General features: G+C 42.3%; 18 protein-coding genes. 1 reads left to right on the plus strand and 17 read right to left on the minus strand.

What is annotated here, in order from left to right:
• Nucleotides 1-14 precede the first annotated feature (14 nt).
• From EXM22_RS12575 to EXM22_RS12650, 16 genes are all read right to left on the minus strand, one after another.
• Nucleotides 15-446: a tripartite tricarboxylate transporter TctB family protein gene (locus EXM22_RS12575; RefSeq protein ID WP_149486859.1), complete on the minus strand. Its 432-nt coding sequence runs from the start codon at nt 444-446 to the stop codon at nt 15-17.
• Between the two features lie 5 nt (nt 447-451).
• Complete coding sequence (locus tag EXM22_RS12580; protein WP_168203489.1) at nt 452-1411, minus strand: tripartite tricarboxylate transporter substrate binding protein; 960 nt, start codon at nt 1409-1411, stop codon at nt 452-454.
• A gap of 170 nt (nt 1412-1581) precedes the next feature.
• The gene (locus EXM22_RS12585) at nt 1582-2931 is read right to left on the minus strand and encodes a sigma-54-dependent transcriptional regulator (RefSeq protein ID WP_168203490.1); all 1350 of its coding nucleotides are present in this window, start codon (nt 2929-2931) and stop codon (nt 1582-1584) included.
• A complete protein-coding gene (locus tag EXM22_RS12590; protein WP_149486862.1) occupies nt 2921-4327 on the minus strand; it encodes an ATP-binding protein in 1407 nt (468 codons plus the stop codon). Before EXM22_RS12590 ends, EXM22_RS12585 begins: the two co-directional genes overlap by 11 nt.
• 213 nt (nt 4328-4540) lie before the next feature.
• Nucleotides 4541-5446: an AEC family transporter gene (locus EXM22_RS12595; protein WP_149486863.1), complete on the minus strand. Its 906-nt coding sequence runs from the start codon at nt 5444-5446 to the stop codon at nt 4541-4543.
• Between the two features lie 107 nt (nt 5447-5553).
• Nucleotides 5554-6579 carry a galactose/methyl galactoside ABC transporter permease MglC gene (mglC, locus tag EXM22_RS12600; RefSeq protein WP_149486864.1) on the minus strand — a complete coding sequence of 342 codons (1026 nt, stop codon included), beginning with the start codon at nt 6577-6579 and terminating at the stop codon, nt 5554-5556.
• Nucleotides 6576-8081, minus strand: coding sequence for a sugar ABC transporter ATP-binding protein (locus EXM22_RS12605; RefSeq protein ID WP_246157018.1), 1506 nt, complete (start codon nt 8079-8081; stop codon nt 6576-6578). Before EXM22_RS12605 ends, mglC begins: the two co-directional genes overlap by 4 nt.
• Before the next feature lie 167 nt (nt 8082-8248).
• The gene (locus tag EXM22_RS12610) at nt 8249-9271 is read right to left on the minus strand and encodes a galactose ABC transporter substrate-binding protein (protein ID WP_149486866.1); all 1023 of its coding nucleotides are present in this window, start codon (nt 9269-9271) and stop codon (nt 8249-8251) included.
• Between the two features lie 118 nt (nt 9272-9389).
• Nucleotides 9390-10400: a galactose ABC transporter substrate-binding protein gene (locus EXM22_RS12615; RefSeq protein ID WP_149486867.1), complete on the minus strand. Its 1011-nt coding sequence runs from the start codon at nt 10398-10400 to the stop codon at nt 9390-9392.
• On the minus strand, nt 10393-12132 hold the full coding sequence (locus EXM22_RS12620; RefSeq protein ID WP_168203491.1) for a cache domain-containing sensor histidine kinase: 1740 nt from the start codon (nt 12130-12132) through the stop codon (nt 10393-10395). The genes EXM22_RS12615 and EXM22_RS12620 overlap by 8 nt, the downstream gene beginning before the upstream one ends.
• A complete protein-coding gene (locus tag EXM22_RS12625; RefSeq protein ID WP_149486869.1) occupies nt 12110-13717 on the minus strand; it encodes a response regulator in 1608 nt (535 codons plus the stop codon). The genes EXM22_RS12620 and EXM22_RS12625 overlap by 23 nt, the downstream gene beginning before the upstream one ends.
• 84 nt (nt 13718-13801) lie before the next feature.
• The gene (locus tag EXM22_RS12630; RefSeq protein WP_149486870.1) at nt 13802-14044 is read right to left on the minus strand and encodes a hypothetical protein; all 243 of its coding nucleotides are present in this window, start codon (nt 14042-14044) and stop codon (nt 13802-13804) included.
• Between the two features lie 74 nt (nt 14045-14118).
• Entirely contained in the window at nt 14119-15135 is a 1017-nt protein-coding gene (locus EXM22_RS12635) for an ATP-binding cassette domain-containing protein (protein ID WP_149486871.1), read from the minus strand.
• A complete protein-coding gene (locus EXM22_RS12640; RefSeq protein WP_149486872.1) occupies nt 15132-15839 on the minus strand; it encodes a GTP-binding protein in 708 nt (235 codons plus the stop codon). The genes EXM22_RS12635 and EXM22_RS12640 overlap by 4 nt, the downstream gene beginning before the upstream one ends.
• Complete coding sequence (locus EXM22_RS12645) at nt 15836-17080, minus strand: ABC transporter substrate-binding protein (protein WP_149486873.1); 1245 nt, start codon at nt 17078-17080, stop codon at nt 15836-15838. The genes EXM22_RS12640 and EXM22_RS12645 overlap by 4 nt, the downstream gene beginning before the upstream one ends.
• On the minus strand, nt 17077-17511 hold the full coding sequence (locus tag EXM22_RS12650) for an RrF2 family transcriptional regulator (RefSeq protein ID WP_149486874.1): 435 nt from the start codon (nt 17509-17511) through the stop codon (nt 17077-17079). Before EXM22_RS12650 ends, EXM22_RS12645 begins: the two co-directional genes overlap by 4 nt.
• 150 nt (nt 17512-17661) lie before the next feature.
• On the opposite strand from EXM22_RS12650, the gene EXM22_RS12655 reads away from it, so the two are divergent.
• Complete coding sequence (locus EXM22_RS12655) at nt 17662-18978, plus strand: PTS sugar transporter subunit IIA (RefSeq protein ID WP_168203492.1); 1317 nt, start codon at nt 17662-17664, stop codon at nt 18976-18978.
• 9 nt (nt 18979-18987) lie between these two features.
• On the opposite strand, the gene EXM22_RS12660 is transcribed toward EXM22_RS12655, so the two are convergent.
• The gene (locus EXM22_RS12660; protein ID WP_149486876.1) at nt 18988-19746 is read right to left on the minus strand and encodes a hypothetical protein; all 759 of its coding nucleotides are present in this window, start codon (nt 19744-19746) and stop codon (nt 18988-18990) included.
• Nucleotides 19747-19804 lie beyond the last annotated feature (58 nt).

The following is a 19804-nucleotide window of genomic DNA, read 5'->3' on the forward strand; positions in this document are numbered from 1 at the left end:
ATCAGCGTCCTCCGTCAGGGCATGGGTACCTGGAGCATTCTAAAAAACACCAGATAAGTCGATAAGAGAATCCCAACAAATGAAGCAGCCATGATTTTCCAGTTCCTGTAACCCAGCAGCAATGATGTTGCTGCCAGGAAGGGAATCGTGGCAATCATAAACCCGACGTTTAACATAAGAAGGATCATATAGGCCAGCATTAATCCGACAAGGCCGAAAAAGTAGGTTTTGTTAGTGAATAATTCCACTTTCCCCGACTTTTTTTTCAAGGTCATACTGAAGTCGACTGCCGAAAGTATGGCCATTCCGGCACCTACGAACTTAACATAGACCGCAGTGCTGGTCTGAGCCCTTTCGGGGAAACCCAATGCGCTAATATATAACACTATTCCTAGAAAGACGAAAAATGCCGCCAGAGCAAGTTCGCCAGGTTTTTTATTGACCATAATTCTTACCAGGGTTCCTTTGCATAAAGAGATTCCATTTCTTTCTGAAGATTATCCATAAAGATGGCATAACTGGGACCGTCTTTGTAAACAAAGGACTGATTACTCTTTTCAAGAGTTTCAGCAAACTCAGGATCAGATGTTACATCAGACATCAGTTTTTCCAGAACATTTTTAACATCAGCAGGAGCATCTTTCTGAATAACGAAACCACGGGTACCACTCATTTTTACGCGGTCATACCCTACTTCACCGATTGTAGGAATATCCATAGCTCTTGCATCTTTATTATCACCCAGGATTGCAAGAATCTTCACTTCTCCATTCTGATGCTGTGAAATCATCTGAGATATATTCATAAATGCGACATCTACGTGTCCACCCATGACAGTAGCCTTCTGTTCAGAAGATCCGGAAGCAGGAATAACGGAGAATTCTACACCCGTAGCACTCTGGAACAGCATCAAAGCTAAATGGTCATCACTACCAATCCCATTTACAGAAGCCGTCATCTCATTGGCTTTGGTGTAGGATACCAGCTCTTCCAAAGAGTTTACCGGACTGTCTTTAGGAACAACAATGATACTGGGATCTTCCAGGATTTGATTTAGAAAATGGAAGTCATCCAATACATATCTGGCTCTTCCGGAAACGATATGTGAGGGAAGTTGAACAGTAAAAATAAGGCCTAGAGTATATCCATCAGGTTTTGCAGCCGCAATATACTCAAATCCCTGCTGGCCACCTGAACCAGGTTTGTTGACAACGGCAAATTCTGCATCGGGAAGGTACTTCTGGGCAACCTGAACAAAGATCCGGGCCAGAGCATCGGTTGAGCCACCAGCTTTGGAAGGGACTACAATATCAATCGTTTTTGAGGGATACACACTTTCATTTTGACCCTCGGCCATTAGAGAAAGGGTTGTGACGATTCCAAGAATCAATAATAAGAAAACTTTTTTCATGTCTGAGACATCTCCTTTGATTTTAATCATTAGAGATTACTTAAGCAAAAAGGATACCAAAGATGATTTTATCCTCCGGATGCTGTTTTAGAAATAGTACAGCCCCATGCTCTCAGCCTAAAGTGTTCTAATCTGTTCCATTTGGAACACAGCTTTTTCAAAGTTGTTCCTTATGGCACAGTAAGTTCATATTTTTTTATCCTGTTATACAGCGCTTTTCTCCCGATGCCCAAAGTTTTGGCGGTTTTTGAAATATTCCAACCACAGCTTTCCAGAGCTTCACGGACAATTTCTTTTTCCCGAACAGACAGCGTTGGCTGCCTGATTTCAGAAGATTCTGCTTCATACGTTTCCTCTTTTAACCTGTCTCTATATTCTTCAATCTCAGCAGGTAGAGAATCCAGAATCATCAACCGTTCTACACAGTTCTTCAGCTCCCGTACATTACCAGGCCAGTTATAGCTCATCAATTTCTCCATATGTTCACGGGAGATATCATGCATGGGAGAACATTCCCCATTTCCAATTGTTTTTTTGAAGCTGTCAATCAATAAAGGAATGTCTTCCATTCTGTCCCGCAGTGGAGGGGCGTTTATACTAATTACATTTAGCCTATAATACAGATCCGAGCGGAATCTTTTGTTCTCAACTTCATTTTTCAGATTTTTATTTGTGGCGGCAATTAAGCGGAAATCAACTTCAAGCTGCTGTGTTCCACCTATGCGCACAAACTGCTTTTCCTGTATCACTCTGAGAAGTTTTGCCTGACAGGAAAGGGGTAATTCACCAATTTCGTCCAGAAAAAGTGTTCCTCCCGCAGCCTTTTCTATTCGACCTTTTTTTAGGACATTTGCCCCTGTAAAAGCTCCTTTTTCATGCCCGAAAAGCTCACTTTCTATCAAAGATTCGGGAATTGCAGAACAATCTACCACAATGAACGCTTCATGAACTCTCCGACTATAGGCATAAAGACTCCTGGCTATAAGTTCTTTCCCTGTTCCGCATTCTCCCTGAATAAGAACCCCGGAATCAGTAGGAGCAACTACTTTGATAATAGAAAACATTTTAAGCATGGGAGCAGACTTCCCTATAATATTATCCAGTCCCCATTCCTGTTTAAGATTTTCCTTCAGCTTTTCATTTTCAGACCGGTTATGGCATTCATCAAGAATTTGAGCAATTTTAATCTTCAGCAGGTCATAATGAAGAGGCTTGGTCAGATAATCATTAGCCCCAGATTTTATGGCCTCTACAGCAGAAGAAATAGAACCAAAGGCTGTTAAAAGAATGACTGGTACTTTCTCGTCTTTTTTCCTCAGGAGCTTGATAAATTCAAGACCTGACATTTTTTCCATTTTAAGATCAGTCAATATGATATCCGGTGACTCTTTACCAAATAGGACAAGCCCTTCTTCTCCGGACAGGGCTGTCACTGTATCATATCCTGAAGCCTGTAAAATATCGCTCAGGACCTGACATATATTTATTTTATCATCAATAATCAATATTTTATGCTTCACAGATTCCTGCCTTTTCCACGGGGAGAGAAATAATGGCTTTGGTCCAGCTGCCGGGTTCACTTACTATATTCAAACTTCCCTTATGTTGTTTTATAATATATTTTGAAGTGCTCAGTCCAATCCCCGAACCTTCGCTTTTTGTAGAAAAGAATGGCAGAAAAATTTCTTTCTGAATTGCCGGATCAATACCACAGCCATTATCTTTAACAGTTATAAATATATTGGGAGCAAGAAACTTTGTAGTGATTTCAATAAACCCCTGTTCAGAAGACTTTGCCTGAATAGCATTTAAGATGAGATTCAAAAATACCTGCTTCAGCATTCCGCTATCCCCGGGGATTTCAGGTAAATCTTCTGCGAAAATCAAATCCAGACGAAACCTTGCCTTTTTTACGGTATATTCCAGAAGAAGCTGTATATCATTTAGGATATTGTTAATATTTACCTTTTTCTTCTGCATCCGGCTGCTTCTGGACACATCCAGAAAGCTGTCAAGAAATGCTATAAGACCAGAAACTTCATCCTGAATTATTTTGGAGTATTTAACAATGTCTTGATTATCAGGATGCTTGAGTCTCAAAATTTCGGCAGATCCCTTAATGGGTTCCAGCGGGTTTTTCACTTCATGAGCCAGAACAGAAGAGAGGTTGCCTAATACGGCCATTTTTTCATTTTTCACCCGGTATTCTATAGATTGTTCGATTTCATCCATCATTATCTTAAATGTTCTTTTCAAAATTGAAATTTCATTATCTGAGTCGTTTTTCTCAATCTCTGAACGCTTCAGCATAAAGCTTTGAATGTCTTCAGTTAATTGAATGATAGGTTTTGATATTTGCCGGCTAATCAGGTAGGCCGCGAGGATTCCGGCAGATAGGACAGATGCGGTCAGTATGAGGATTCTTTTCTCAAAAGATTTTATTAATTTAAGGTAATTCATATCTGAAAGAATTATATGGATAAACCCCTTTCTATCATGGTCTATCTCAACAGCGCTGAAAAACATATAGTTATATGTATTGCCCTCCTGGTGTCTCTCCTTGATAATATTTTTATCGCCAAAATCATTATCTTTAAAATGATAAGAGCTGTCTTGCCCCAATTGTTTGATATTTGAATGCATCTTTATGTAATTATCCGCTCCAACCAGAGAAACTGAGACAACATCATCATCCTGATCCAGAGTATCAAAAAGGAGTTTAATCGCGTAGAAATCATAACTGTACAGGTGGTTGCGAACAGATGCCGCCAGTAATTTAGTTAAAACCTGTCCCTTCTTATCAACCTGATTTGTAATCAGTTCTCTCTGGACAGAAAGAGAGTATGTACTGAGAATGGCCGCTGTGGCAAAAATCAGGCATATAATGGCAATAATAATCCGGTATGAGAGTCTCATGGAGATATAATAATACAAGTTAAGCAATTTTACAGCTTTTAATTGTATAGGTTGACAGAGCCATGATCGATCTGGAGAAAAGACACACTTCTTAGCATAGAGGCCGAAAAACAGCAGGTGACAACAGTAAGTATAAAGACTCCCGCTATTTCTGATCTTCTTCTCACCCGCCAATCCGGAAACAATCTATTAAGAAGATCAATAACAGCTCATCTAAAGGAAGACGGCTAGCCCCCACATCAGAAAGAAACTGATGATCAATGTCATATTCACAACGGCCCCTGCACTATCACGGTCATAAGCAAACTCAATGGAATAAGGAACAACAGTAAATCCCGCTGGCAGAATCAAACACATGAATACAATTTTCCTCACAACCTCATCCGCTGGAAGGAAATTCCACACAAGGATTCCTAAAACGATCCCGATGGAATACCTCAGAATCAGAAGAGAGACTAAACCACTCTTCAAGTGTTTTCTCCATCCAAAACTGAGGACAAGACCCAGAACTAATAAGACTAGAAATTGATTGGCAGCGCTTAATACATTCAACCAGGAGAGAAAAAAACCGGGAAGACTCCATCCAATGAAATTGAGTAGGAGGGCAAATAAATAACAAAGAAGAGGAATAGAGCGTCCAAAGACCTTAAGGGTTCCCCAGAAACCCCTCTTATGGTTTTCTGAAGCCGGAGAATAACGCTCTCCCACCATATAGGAGATGCCAAAAATAGCAATGGCATTCCCAATGTCAATGAGGGCACCGACCTGAACGCCGAGATCCCCATAAATCCCTTGGAGTATGGGAAAAGCAAAGAGGCCGAGGTTAAGTCCCATGGTGGACATGAGCATCAATCCTTTTCGATCCTGGGGAAGAGCTCGAAACAGATAGAGCCCTGCCCCCAATCCTACAATGGCAGCTATGACAGGAATCCAGGGAAGAATAAAGAGTTCGCTTGTAATCCTTGATTTTGTAACGCTACCAAGAATGAGGGCCGGAAATGTCACGTTCATGACAATCTTGGAAAGAACACCGCTGTGGTCGGCGTTTAATACCCCGATCCTTTTCAAAAAATAGCCCAGAAGAATTGTGAACAGGCTCAACAAAAATGGAATTTGCATTGGAATATTATGGCGATTAGTCTCTGAGCAGACAAGACAGTGAAATAAAAAAACCCGGAAACCGGGTTTTTTTATGCTTGTTTATGAAAAGAGGTAAGATTGAGAAATCAGACCTTCTTCAGATATTTCTTAGCATCCAGAGATACGGCAACAACGATGATAATACCCTTGATGATATACTGATAATACTGATCCAGTCCGATGAAGGTCATCCCGTAGGAGATGATGGTAAACATCAGGACTCCCGCCACGGCCCCTGATACTTTTCCAATCCCGCCCGAAAAGGATATTCCTCCTACAACACAGGCGGCAATCGCATCCAGCTCATAGCCGAATCCAGTCCCGTTATTGGCAGAACCGATTCGCGCGGCTTCGAGGTATCCGCCCAGACCGTACATAACACCGGCTAGGACATACACCAGGATGGTGGTTCTTGTAACATTAACTCCGGAAACATTGGCAGCCTCTGGGTTTCCCCCTACGGCATACATATTCTTTCCGAAGGTAGTTTTATTCCAAAGGACCCATATGAGGACCGCTGTGAGAGCGGCAATGATGACCAGGTTCGGGATTCTCAATGTCTCTCCTGTCACAAGTTCTACATAGCGGGTATCATGCCCCCCGATCGGCTGAGGTCCGGGAGCTCCGGACGCAAAGTAGATTGAGAGAATGCCGTAAAGGGTAATCATCATACCCATGGTAGCAAGAAAGGGATGAATTTTGAATGTTGCAACAACCCAACCATTAATGGCTGAGAAAAAAACACACACGGCGATAGCCACCAGAAGTGGCACAAACAAGGGAAGCTGAGCCATGTCAGGATAGAAGCGTCCGGCATAATCGGGTCTCTGAAGAAGAGAAGCAGAGACTACCGCGGCGAATCCCACAGACCGCCCCAAGGAAAGGTCCGTCCCCTGAAGAATGATGATACCGGCCACACCAAAGGCCAGTATCAGACGCACAGCCGACTGGGTCAGGATATTCCTCAATACCGGTATGGATATGAAGGAGGGTTCCCGGATTACGACAATCGAAATAATTGAAAATATAACAATGTAAATAGCATTATTGATCAGAAAATCTTTCCACTCATCCCATGACTTATTGAAGAAATTTGTCCTTTGGATGCTCATACTTCGGCCTCTCTATTATTGTTTAAAAATTTGGCAGACATATTGAATATCTCTGTCTGAGTTGTCTCATCTGTATTGACAATACCTGAAACATATCCATTGCTCATGACCATAATCCTATTGGTGATTCCCAAGAGTTCAGGCATTTCTGACGAAACCATGATCACTGACTTTCCTCTCTTAGCCAGATCGATAATAAGCTGATAGATTTCAAATTTAGCTCCTACATCAATTCCCCGGGTAGGTTCATCAAGGAGAAGGATATCCGGATTTGTCAGAAGCCAGCGGCCGATAATAACCTTCTGCTGATTCCCACCACTAAGAGATCGAATCAGTTCTTTCCTATTTGGTGTCTTGATCCTCATATTGCCAATCTGTTTATCCGTATCATCTTTCATCTTCTGGTCTACAAGAAATCCCAATTTATTCTTATATGCCTGAACATTGGATATGGTGGAATTGAAGGTTATATCCGCGACTGGGTAAATACCAGTCTCCCGACGTTCCTCCGTCAGTAATGCAAAATGATTATTAATAGCCTTATGAGGATTGGAATTATCAATTTTTTTACCATCAATAAGGATTTCACCGCTACGCAAAGTTCTGGCCCCAAAGAGGGCTTCCACCATTTCGGTCCTTCCTGCACCCACCAATCCAGCGACACCCAAGATTTCACCACGGTGAAGTTCAAAATTTACATTATGGATGATCGGGGGATATTTAGTAGTTAAATTCTTGACAGTCATATGAACTTCACCAGGCACATTTATTTTAGGAGGAAACCTTTCCTCCAGATCCCGACCGACCATCATATTCACGATTTTTTCCATGGTAAGATCTTCAATTTTTTCAGTCCCGATGTAGTTTCCATCCCTAAGAACTGTTACTTCATCGGAAATTTCAAAGATTTCTTCCATTTTATGAGAGATATACACAACTCCGACACCCTCTGTCTTCAATACATTGATGATGTCGAATAGCTTTTTAACTTCATTATCCGTCAGGGATGATGTTGGTTCATCCAGGACGATGATCTTTGCATCATAGGAAACAGCCTTGGCTATTTCCACCATCTGCCTTTGTGATACCGAAAGTTTATCCAACCTGGTCCTTGGATCAAGGTGAATATTCAGGCGCTCAAAAAGAGCCTTTGTATCATCATACATTTTCTTCTCATCCACAAAGATTCTCTTGACGGGGTAACGCCCCAGCCAGATATTGTCGATGATGGTCCTCTGTACGACCTGATTCAATTCCTGGTGAACCATGGAGACTCCATGTTCCAGGGCATTTTTGGGGTCCTGAAAATTGAACTCTTCATTATTCAGGTAGAATTGTCCTTCATCCTGTCTGTAAATACCAAAGAGACATTTCATTAAAGTGGATTTCCCTGCCCCGTTTTCACCCATAAGGGAATGAACAGTTCCGGCGCGAACATTCAGGCAGACATTTTTCAACACCTTAACACCTGAGAATGATTTGCAGACATCTTTAATTCTCAATAAATATTCTTCTTGCAAAAGAATCACCTCTCTACCGATACAGACTCAAATCCTATACATAATAGAAACTTTACTGATCAATTTTAATTATTGAAATAAAAAATTGCAGAAGCATCTCAGTGCCCCTGCAATTTCTAAACTTTAAGACTTAATGCTTGAAATGAAGCCTATCTGAATTCCTGGTAGTTTTTGGGTGTAACACCCACATATGCTACTCGAACAGCCTTTGAACCATCAGTTGTCAATGTCCAGTTGGTTCCTTCTGTAGGAGCTTTGCCTTTTGCAACATTGACAGCCAGATCAATAGTGGCTTTAGCCTGATTGGCTCCGTCATTCAATACGGTTCCGTCCAATTCACCTTCAGCAATGTGAGTCAGAGCCTGATCCAAAGCATCTACGGAGTAGATGGGAAGTCTTACTCCTGCAGCCTTCATAGCTGTAATGGCACCGAATCCCATACCATCATTGTTGCAGATAACGAGCTCAATGTCCTTTCCAAAAGAAGATGTCAACCATGCTGCCATCTTGTCATTTCCATGCTGTGTAGACCAGTTAGGATCTGCTTCAAGTGCGAGCTGTTTTACCTTGATACCGGCATCTGTGAAAGCTTTTACAGATTCTCTTGTTCTTGCTTCAGCATCTGGGTGTCCGGGCTCTCCTTTGAGCATAACATACTGAACGACTCCATCACCATTCTTGTCCATTTTTGGATTGGCCTTCCAGTCGGCAACCATCATTTGTCCCTGGATGATTCCAGACTCTGCAGAGTCAGTACCTACATACCATACTTTATCATAGGAAGCCATGGCTTCTTTTGTTCCTTCCTTGTTGAAAAGAACAAGGGGAATGTCCGCTTTTTTTGCTTTGTCAATAACAGACTGAGCGGAAGCGGGGTCAACAAGATTTATAGCCAGTACATCAACACCCTTGGTGATGAAAATATCGACCTGATTGTTCAAAATAGCCTGCTGACCTTCGGAGTCAACAATCTGGATTTCTGCACCCAGTTCAGCAGCATAACTCTCAAGAACAGGTTTCATAACACCGTTCATAAAGTTATCCTGAAAGTTATAGATGTTGGCACCGATGACAATAGAATCACTGCCCTTGTCTTTCTGACCTTCTGCAAAAAGACCTGCAAAAGGTAAAACCATCATGATGATGAGTGTAAAAAGAATCGCTTTTTTCATAAAATAGATACTCCTTTGATATAAAAATATCATGTGTCTGTATCGAGAATAACACCGATTCAGTGGAGCACAATGTGATATATTCTCCTGTTTTTATAAGATTATCCAAAAATTATCTTTATTTTTTGAGTGTAAAGACCTGGTAGTCAATCCAGATATATTTTCCATCTTCCAGTGGAAAAGAGAGATCATCAAAACTTTTATTGTACAAAATGGCCTCTGCCAACTCTGTTATTGCCAAAGCCATTGATGCTGAATCGTTCAGGACTGTTCCCAAAAGATACCCTTCGGAGATGAGTTGTACAGCCTGGTCAAGACCGTCGATTCCCAAAACAGGAATCCAACTCTCATCCTCTCTGTCGACCCGGCCATTTTCATTATTATCTTTGAAAAACCCCATCTGTCTCATCCGGGTGATGGCTCCTATGGCCATGGCATCATTATTGGAGAGTACCAGTTCAAGCTGTTCACCATAATTTGTGATCAAATCACCCATTTTATCATAGGCTTCATCCCTGTCCCAGTTGGCCACTTCCGTCACAAGGAGATCAAGATCAAACCCCTTGAGGCGGAAGGTTCTAACAACCTCGGAAGTTCTGATTTCTGCATCCTGATGCCCCTGTTCTCCCTTCAAAATGATCGTTTGAATGCGGCCATCCCCGTTTCTATCGAATCGGTTTAGATGGTGCGGATCATTCCCGAAGAGCTCCATAACCAGCTGGGCCTGAATTTGTCCGGACTGTTCAGCCCTGGCGCCGACATACCAGGTCTGATCCCAGAGCTGAAGGTCTTTTAATAGAGGTTCCCTGTTAAAAAAGATCACTGGAATATTCTCAGCACGGAGCTTTTTGATCACCGAATAAGCACCCAGTCGATCTACAGGATTGATCAGCATGAGATCGGAACCACTGTTGATTTGATTCTCAATGGTTTCATTTTGAAGGACCTGGGAGTTCCTGGCATCAAAAGTCTGAAAATCTGCCATTGGCTCACCCATGCTAACAATATGTCTTGAAAAGTTGCCGACAAAGAGATCTTCCCCGTTATATAGAAGGAGGCTTACCTTTTTTTCCGGAACCCGACAGGAAACCATGAGTCCGACCATCAACAGAAGAGACCATTTATTCATTTTGTCCGTCCCCGTTTTGCAATCCAGAAGGAATCATCAGCGTCACATTAGTCATTTCATCCAGCTCGCTAGAAATGATCAGGTCTGCCTTGTCGCCATAGTAGAGTTTCAGCCTCTGATACACATTCCGAAGCCCCACACTATGTCCATCCATTGTTCCATTCAGAATTTGATAGAGCATCTCGATTTTTTCCTTAGGAATACCATAACCACTGTTTTCCACCTCAAAAACAAGAAATTGCTCCTTCTTATACCCTCGGATAATGATCGTACCCTCTTCTTCACCCACTCCGTGATATATGGCATTTTCAACAAGAGGCTGGAGGATCAACTTCATGACCTTGTAGTTGTAAATATCTTTATCAATTTCAAATCGGTATTCAAATTTTCCGATATAGCGGATTTTCTGAATGGTAAGATAGTTCCGAATATGGGAAATCTCATCCTTCACGGCAATGAAGTTCTTCCCCTTTGAAATGCTGATACGAAAAAACCGGGCCAGAGCAACCACCGTGGTTACAACATCTTCACTCCGTTCGTTTTCAGCCAGCCAGACGATAGAATCCAGGGTATTGTAGAGAAAATGAGGATTGATCTGATTTTGAAGTGCCACAAGCTCCGTTTTCCTTTTTTCACGCTGTTCTGAAACAAGACGATCCATGAGTGTCCGGATTTCATCGATCATATCATTGAATGACTTGGCAACCAGAACTATCTCCTTTTGTCCGGTCACTTCCACCCGGCTGTAAAAATCTCCGCTCTCGATGCGGAGCATACACTTTTTCAATTGATTCAAAGGCTTGGAGATTCTTCGGGAAATAAACAGAGCCACAAGAGCCGTAATCAGCAAACTGCTCCCCATGATAAGGAACAAATTGAGGAACATCTGACTTTTGGCTTTGTTTAGATCGTCAATATTGGTCACAGTGACAATCCTCCATCTTGTATGAGAGAGTGTGTTGATGTTTCCGTACATTCCAATAGAATTGATATCTGCCTTAAAGCCGCCCAGATACTGGGCTCTCGCCAGTTCTAAACTTTCGGGAGCCATGGGTGCTCCACTTACAGTGGAATAGATGAGCGAGTCATCATCATTAAGGATCAGAATATGCCCTCCTGGTCCAAGGTTGGTTTTGCCTGCCAACTCCTTGATAACCCTGAAATTCAATTCCAGCAGCAGGACTCCTTTCTTTTGAACAGATCCGTCAAAATAATCCACCACCTTGGACACCGAGATGATCTCTTCCTGAGTTCTGGTATCATCACCGGAAATATGAGGCGGTGAAAAATGAAAAATAGCATCATCTTTCATGGCATTCTGGAACCAGAATGAAAGAATCACCTGTTTGTCATATACCTTCCTATCGAGGTCTCCAAGCAAAAACACCCCATTTTTATCATAGAGGGCAAGGGATACGACATCTTTTTTACTCTCCATATTGTAGACATAAATATTCTGAAGTGATTCATAGGAATTCTTTAAATCAAGGTTGAGCGAAGAAGACTGGATATAATTGGCTATTTCGATGATGGAATTGATATAACTCTCATAGTTCAGAACAATCTGTTTATTGATTTCCCTGGATTGACTCTCCACGAGAGCATCTGTATGAATGGAAAAGCTTGTATAAAAAATCAGCCCTGTTACAGCAAGGACGATTGTCACAATGGTTAGAGTCGAAATAAGGATGCTTTGTCCAATGGAAAGATCAATTCTGGTTAATTTCTTCACGATATTTTTTGGGAGAAACTCCTGTATACTTTTTAAAACTATGGCTGAAGTAATACACCTCATTGTAACCGCATTTTCCCGCAATATCGATTATTTTTTCACTGGTAAGGCTCAGAAGCTCTTTTGCTTTTTCAAGACGGATCATGGTGAGGTATTTTACAAAGGTCGTCTGCTTTTCCTTTTTAAACAGGAGGCTCAGGTAGGAGACAGAGAGGCCCATTTCATCGCAAACTGATTCCATGGAAATATTTGTTTCAGCATAATTTTTTTCCATGTAATTGATTGCATTATCAAGCATGCGTTGAGAATTGGTCATTTTATTCTTTAGATTCATTTCTCGCAGCTTGAGAAGAACAGAAAGTACCCAGTCAAACATCTGTTCCAGGTTTCTAAACAAAGTCATTTTCTCAAGGATGTCTTCTCCCAGAGTTTCATCTAGATTGACTCCAATAGATTCAGAAAAATTCACAAGGACATTTACCATATTAATGATATAGGGTCTGAAATTTGTAATTGTCTTACTGTCCCGCAGGGCATTAAGTTTCAATGATTCCATAACATTACGGATCTCCGAATCAGATCCGAATTTAACATTATAAACAATATCATTGATTTCCGTTTCACTCAGACTTAGCACCTTGGGCCGATCTTTCTCCAGCTGATTGATATAGACGATTCTTCCTGCGTTGAGGAACCGGCTGAATCCTAAAGCCTGACCAGCTTCTTCATAACCTTCTCTAAGTTCAGCAAATCCGCGGTGGAGATTACTCACACCAATATCAATGGCCACATTGAGGTATTGCTCCACCATCTTGACCATTTCATAAAAGACAGAATCGACCTTTTTAAAAAAATTAAGGCTATTTTCCTTAATAACCAGGATGATGCCACTGTTGAAATGAAAGCTGTAAAAAGTGTAGCCATGGCGTTCCAGAATAGACTGGATCACGGAACGAACCGATAATTTCAGTTTCTCATATTCTATGACATCAAGATGATCTGGTCCCCGTTCGGTCTGGATATAACTGAGAATATACTCTCGGTCATCCAGAGAGATCCCATGGTGCTTCAAGTTTTCAATATCTTCAGTTTTTCCACTTTGTGAAGAAACAAGGTAGGAGGTAAAATAATTATCAATGATGAGAGGGATACTTTTTTCATACCGTTTCCGAAGGATATCCAGGTTATATTTTTCTTTAAACTCATTATCCAGTTCCACTTTCAGCTTATCAAGGAAGAGAGAAATATCATTCTGGGTCACTGGTTTGGTCAGATAACTGGTAACATGAAGCTCAATAGCTTCCCTGGCATATTCAAATTCATCGAACCCTGTGATAAAGGCGACACGGGTGGTAGGAAAATCTCGTTTAATGGTTTTGGTGAGTTCAATGCCGTTGATAAAGGGCATTTTTATATCCGTCAAAACGACATGGGGATTGAACTTTTCAATGAGTTCCAGGGCATCGTAGCCGTTCCCGGCCGCAGCAACAACCTGAAAACCGCTGTCCTTGGATATTTTGGATGAAATACGTCCCCGCACCTCATCCTCATCATCTACCAGAATCATTCTATACAATTCTTCCACCCGAAATGTCTCCTCACAACAAATTTATAAGATCATTGTCATTCGGAAGGAAGTATTTTGTAAAGTCTCAAATTTAAAACCTTTTTAGTAGCCTTTTCCCGCCGACATAACATGAATTGGATCAAAGGCATGACAGGGAGTCACAGCATGAACGGCTTCGCACTCAGGGCATTGTGCCTCAAATGTTTCCATCTCAAAATCCTTATCACACACTGCGCATTTCACTGTCATGGGGATGGGCATGAACTGATTTGAAAAGCCCATCATACGTACCTTGTCTACTACCTGTTTTCCATCGGTGAAACTTCCTGAACATCCATCGTGCATACGATTTCTCCTTACTATTTTTTTTGTTTATTCTGCCTAAAGAGGCTATATGAAAGTCTTCATTATCATTGGATTCAAGCTTGAATGGGATCGATCAGACTATCTCCCATTCTTAAGCGGGTACGGTAACTAAGGAGTGTTTTGTCCAATTCTTCCAGCTTTCCCAGAATGGTCCTCTCTTCATCCGTCGTTTCGATAACTTTGCTTATCCCGCCATTTTTAATCACAATCCGCCGGTCTCCCATGAGAGCCAGAACAGGATCATGAGTTGCCATCAGAACAATTTTTTCCTCGGAAAGAAGAAGCTGAAGGGCCTTTTTTCTGTCTATGCCAGCGTTCTCAATTTCATCGATGAGGATGATGGGAGACTGGCTTAGAATTGCTGTATCGGCAATCATGAGTGCCCTCGATTGCCCTCCGGAAAGACTGGTAATGGGTGTGTCAGGCTGAAACTGCTCTCCCGCCAGCTTATTGGCCTCTTCGATGATCCTCTGAACAAGGTCATCCCTGTTTTCTACCATTCGGCTTTCTGCATGAAGCTCGACAAACTCCTGAACAGAAAGATCCATGACGAAGTTCATATTCTGAGAAAGTTGAGCCACTAGCTTTTTGGCACCTGAAAATCGCCAGGATGTATCGGGAACATCGTCATTGATCAAGATTTCCCGCTTGGTGGGAGTATCTTTCCGAGCCACCCATTCTATGTCTCCCAATAAACGACTTTTCCCGGAACCTGTAGGTCCCACAATAGAAATGACTTCGCTTTTTCGGATGACAAGTTCATCGAATCCTTCCGGATTTCCCGATTTGTCCAGACCGGGAAGGATTGTGAGTGAATGGACCTGCTGACCTTCATCCAGAAAATCGAGCATCTGGTTGATATATTCTGTCAACTGAGACAGAAGGAGGTCGGGGTCCAGAGCCCGGTCCTCCTTCTCATCATCATCAAAAGAATCAAAATACCCCGCCCAGCTCAAAGAGCCGGCCCGGGAAATATCCAGACCATTGTTCTTGAAAAAAGATTCTGTAAAAGGATAATCCCGAAGGATCTCATCGAATAGTCTATGTTCCAGTCGGTCTTTTGTGATCATGAATGAGGTTCTCCATCTGTTAAATTCATTTTTCGAACATTTCCCATTTGAAAACTCTCTCCAATCCGGGTTTCACCCAAACAGTAGGAGCAAAGAGCTGAAGGCATTGAAAATCTGAGTTTTTTACCAACCAGGGTTTCAATTTTCTCATTTTCATCGAAAAACAGAGTACTGAGCTCGAAACTTCCCTGCCCTGTCAAACCGTTGATATTCATGATTACCGCAGAGGGATTGACCATATTCACACGGCTGGCAAAGACTTCTCTCTCTGCTTGCGAGACGATATCACCCTTGGTAATGACCACGATATCTGCCGATTTCAGCATAGGACCAATTTTTTTCGGAGTATTGATTCCACTGAGATTGTCGATGACACAGACGGCTTTGATATCCTTGATATAGGGAGAACAACGGTTGCATAACCCGGCGGATTCAGAAATAAGAACATCGAATCCTTCTCGGATGCCCCACTGAGTGACCTCTTCTACATTGCTCACAAAATAATGATCGGGACAAAGGGCTCCAGAAAGCCCCTTCTTGACGGGAATCCCCGCTTTTTCATACAGGATGTCATCATCAGTATAGAGGCAGTCGAATTTGGCAACTCCCACTTTCAACCCTCTTTGCTTCAAGGATTCAATGGTTTTCAGAATAACTGAGGTCTTCCCCGAAGAAGGGGGTCCCGAAACAGTGATTAGATTCATACAGCCTCCCTTGTCATATCCACAGAGTCATTGAAGACGGTTTCACAATGATTGATCAAAGTGGCAATGTCCTGGGAATAGATATAATCCCAGCCTAACCACATAAACGTCTTATCCTTCTCAATCCTGTTGTCCACATCGGGATGAACCGAAGGAAAAAGGCCACTGTGAGCCAGAACCTCTCCTACATTTTTTGAGGCAAAGAAGTCGATCACAGGCTGTAGTTTTTCAATCTTTTGTTTCTTTGCCAACATAAATATTGGACTGAGGATGGCACCGTCTGAAGGCCAAACCGCCTGCATACCTCCTCCCTCTCTGACCATTTTGGTAAAGAAATAAGGCATGATGGTCACAATGGGTTTGGTGTTCTTGCTGCGGTTACTCTTGACCATCTGAGAGGGGTGCATGGCTGTAAGCAAACTGCGTCCCATCTTTCTAAGCCCCTCATCTCCATAGTTTTTATGTATGTTCAACAAAATCGCATTGAAAAGATCGAAGTCCCCCACAGGAAGGGATACCCGTTTTTCGAATTCCGGAGCCAGGACATCTTCCCAGCTTTGGGGAACGGGCCTGTCTCCCAATTCATCCGTATTGATCAAAAAGACAGCAGGAACCACGCCGATCATACCGTAATGCCCCCGAGGATCTTTTAGATTCAAATCATTGAATAAGGAATTAAAACTATCCAGCCCGCTAGTGTCTTCAAAGACGCCGTCTTTTTTAAATTTTCCGATTTTCTGCTCATCAAAAAACATATCAAATCCGGCAGAGATAAACAGATCGGGCAATTTCTCGGGATCTTCCACACCATCGATGTTCTCCTGCACCCAGTCCAATCCCATGGAAGCGGCTTTCAGCTCATGATTGATGTGAATACTATGGCTCTTTTTATAGGACTCATTGAACTCATTAAACTGCTCTAAAAGAGGCAGACGCACAGGACAGGGCAAAAGGCCGACCACATTCAGGGCCTCATCATCCTCTTTCTGCTCTGCTTGATTCAAGGTCGCATCCACACTGCTCTTTTTCTGTTCAATGGCTTCATTGAGAAGCTTAGAAAAAATTTGCAGATCCAGCTGCTTCAACATCAGGGCTGATTCAAGGCTGATTGTTTTTGCAAACTTTTCCCTTTTTTCCTGATCACTCATCTGGGGAAACCCGTTTGACACAAACACGGGAATCGTCTCAGGGTATCTTTCGATGATGGTATAGAGGGTATCTTCAGGACAGAAGGTTTTCATAGTATCTCCTTGGGGGTCTTTTCCCCTGATTTTATAAATTGATCTAGTTTTATGGATCCGAAGGTCTTCAATATTTCACGACTGATGTCATTGAGCTTCTGATCAAAAATGCAGTCATTAAATCCACAGGCGGTATACCCCATGGGGCAATCAGAAAGCGTCACAGGAGATTCAATGGTCTCATATACATCTAAAAATGAGATATCTTCAGACGGACGTTTCAAGATAAAACCACCCCGGGGACCTCTCTGGGATGCCGTGATTCCGGCCCGATTCAATGTCTGAAACACCTTGGCAAGGTGAGCTTCCGATGCATTAAGACGGCGGGCGATTTCTTTCACATTGACCCGTTTTGGAGACTCTTGAGCAACCAGCGCCAGGCCATGAAAAGCCAATGAGGCAGCTTCTGAAATATTGATCAATTGATTCACCTTGCATTCTCCCTTGATTATCTTTTCACCTATTTAGGTACTACATTACCTAATTGATTTTGAGGGGTCAATCCATTTTCCGCTTTGAGAACCCTAAATAGAAGAAGAATGGTTTATAATGTAACTGATGTTACAAAAAGGAGAGATGTAATGATTAATTTAAGCAGATCGATGGAATCCGATTGCCCCAGCAAGGAGTCCCTCCTTCCTGCTATGGTCCATCACTTCTTTTCTGATAAGGATGATCTTTTCAAAGATAAAATTATCTCAGGGTGCCTAGCGCGAGAAAAGGAAGCCTCCACTATGGTGGATAAGGGCATTGCCTTTCCCCATTCGGTCATCAAAGAGAGGATATCTCCACAGATACTCTGCTGCTATTCTCCAACAGGAGTCCCCTGGAACAGCACGGGAGAAAAAGTATCGATCATCATCCTGCTGGTATGCAATGAAGAAGATCACCTTCCCACCCTCTCAGAACTGGCAGGAATATTTCAGATGCCCGGGGTCACAGACAAGCTGGGAAAGGCCAAAAGTGCTGAAGATATGTCAGAAATTCTGTTAAGAGCTCAATCCCAAAAAGAGAAGAACTGGTCTAAAGAAAAAGAGATCATTACAAATTCCCTTCTCAGAGAAGCCGACCGCCTTAGGTCCAACACTGAAAATACAAAGATGGTCTTGTTTTCAAATTCTCTCATCCAAATTTTGTCCGTAGTGGAACAATTCAGTCAAAAAAGTTCAATCCTGGTCAGCAGTAAAAACAGGGTTCTCAACAGAGTCGATCTATTGAAAAAACATTTCACAGTCATTCATAGCGTCCAGGGCTCGATCAGTTATGAAAAAGAAATCCTCAAACAACTCTGGACCGAAAAGATTCTGTCTGATGGAGATGTGGTCATTTCTCTCTCTGGTTTTGAGTTTGATATGATGCCTCACAGCATTTCTATTACCGCCATCCCAAGAGATCTGTATGACGAGTCCAGAGTCTTGAAATATAAGATCCCCCATAATGTGAATTTGGAAATCCTCAGCCGCGCTGTATCTCTGGCCTCGGAGCTTTCCCGGCAGGGACGGGAGGGAAAATCTGTTGGTACAATTTTTGTAGTGGGAGAGTATGAGAGCGTTCAGGATTACTGCAAACAGTTGATCATCAATCCCTTTGGTGGATTGGAAGACTATGAGAGAAGTATTCTTGATGCAGGACTCTCAGAAACTATCAAGGAATTTTCCAAGATAGATGGAGCTTATATCGTTGAAAATTCCGGAAAGATTCGCTCCGGTGGCACATATCTCTCGATCCCGCCCCATCAGATCCGGCTTCAACCCGGTTTGGGAGCCCGTCATGCCGCGGCTCTTGGAATCACCTTGGTCGCACCTGTTGCATCAGTTGTCTTATCTGAATCGACAGGTCATATCCGTATTTTCTGGGATGGAATGGAACAGGATCTATTTGTCCCGGGTGACAGATAAAGAACCTTCCTAAGAAAGCTTCACAATTACATCCAATGATACAAGCATAATAGAATAGTACAAAATCAATATAATCAATAGAATCCAGCGGTCCAAAAGAGGATATTTCCTTTTGCCGAAGTCTCTCTGCCCCACAAACCAGTCAGAACAAAAGTATCCAATCCCAATGAAAGCCAACTGAGGCTGTCCGGCAAAAATGGAATAAATTCCACCACACAGAAGAATCGAAACAGACAGGGCATAAACCATCATGGGAATAAGAGTTTCCTTATCCACCTTGAGGGTGGTTAAAGCTCCCAACCCGAGGAGTAAAGGAAGAAAAATAGAGACAAGATGAGCCGAAAGAGCCAGGTTACTCTTCTGGGCATTCAAAATCAAACCCAGTCCCAGAAGAACAGTCATGACCATAAACAGGATCATTCCGATAAGATAGAGCTCATCCTGCCTTTTTTTATCTTTGACGGTATAGGCTCCTTCAATAAAGACATCACCCAATGACGCCAAGAGCCATACAAGAACAAAGATTCTGGGGAGAAATTCGTGAAGTAGCCCCTTCTCCAAGGTCAAAACCATGATAAGAACAGCGGTGAGACCAGCAATGAAAGGACTCATAAACCGGCGTATTTTCAACAGCTGCCGAAGCTCGGATTGTCCCGTTTTACTTTTTTCATCAGTATTGGATAACAAATCCTTATAGGACCTGGTTTTACTCTGTATGAAGATAGCGGCAAAGGCTGTCACAATAAAAATAAAATGATACAAGCTCATGAAAATCCCTCCTGAATAGGGCTGTCATAGACTGACAGCCCTTTTAAGAGTTTCGGTG

The organism is Oceanispirochaeta crateris (genome assembly GCF_008329965.1).
Classification (GTDB): domain Bacteria; phylum Spirochaetota; class Spirochaetia; order DSM-2461; family DSM-2461; genus Oceanispirochaeta; species Oceanispirochaeta crateris.

Coding starts and splice junctions, on each gene's coding strand:
- EXM22_RS12575 (WP_149486859.1), bottom strand. CDS start 446: ATGGTCAATAAAAAACCTGGCGAACTTGCTCTGGCGGCATTTTTCGTC.
- EXM22_RS12580 (WP_168203489.1), bottom strand. CDS start 1,411: ATGAAAAAAGTTTTCTTATTATTGATTCTTGGAATCGTCACAACCCTT.
- EXM22_RS12590 (WP_149486862.1), bottom strand. CDS start 4,327: ATGAGACTCTCATACCGGATTATTATTGCCATTATATGCCTGATTTTT.
- EXM22_RS12595 (WP_149486863.1), bottom strand. CDS start 5,446: ATGCAAATTCCATTTTTGTTGAGCCTGTTCACAATTCTTCTGGGCTAT.
- mglC (WP_149486864.1), bottom strand. CDS start 6,579: ATGAGCATCCAAAGGACAAATTTCTTCAATAAGTCATGGGATGAGTGG.
- EXM22_RS12610 (WP_149486866.1), bottom strand. CDS start 9,271: ATGAAAAAAGCGATTCTTTTTACACTCATCATCATGATGGTTTTACCT.
- EXM22_RS12615 (WP_149486867.1), bottom strand. CDS start 10,400: ATGAATAAATGGTCTCTTCTGTTGATGGTCGGACTCATGGTTTCCTGT.
- EXM22_RS12630 (WP_149486870.1), bottom strand. CDS start 14,044: ATGCACGATGGATGTTCAGGAAGTTTCACCGATGGAAAACAGGTAGTA.
- EXM22_RS12635 (WP_149486871.1), bottom strand. CDS start 15,135: ATGATCACAAAAGACCGACTGGAACATAGACTATTCGATGAGATCCTT.
- EXM22_RS12640 (WP_149486872.1), bottom strand. CDS start 15,839: ATGAATCTAATCACTGTTTCGGGACCCCCTTCTTCGGGGAAGACCTCA.
- EXM22_RS12645 (WP_149486873.1), bottom strand. CDS start 17,080: ATGAAAACCTTCTGTCCTGAAGATACCCTCTATACCATCATCGAAAGA.
- EXM22_RS12655 (WP_168203492.1), top strand. CDS start 17,662: ATGATTAATTTAAGCAGATCGATGGAATCCGATTGCCCCAGCAAGGAG.
- EXM22_RS12660 (WP_149486876.1), bottom strand. CDS start 19,746: ATGAGCTTGTATCATTTTATTTTTATTGTGACAGCCTTTGCCGCTATC.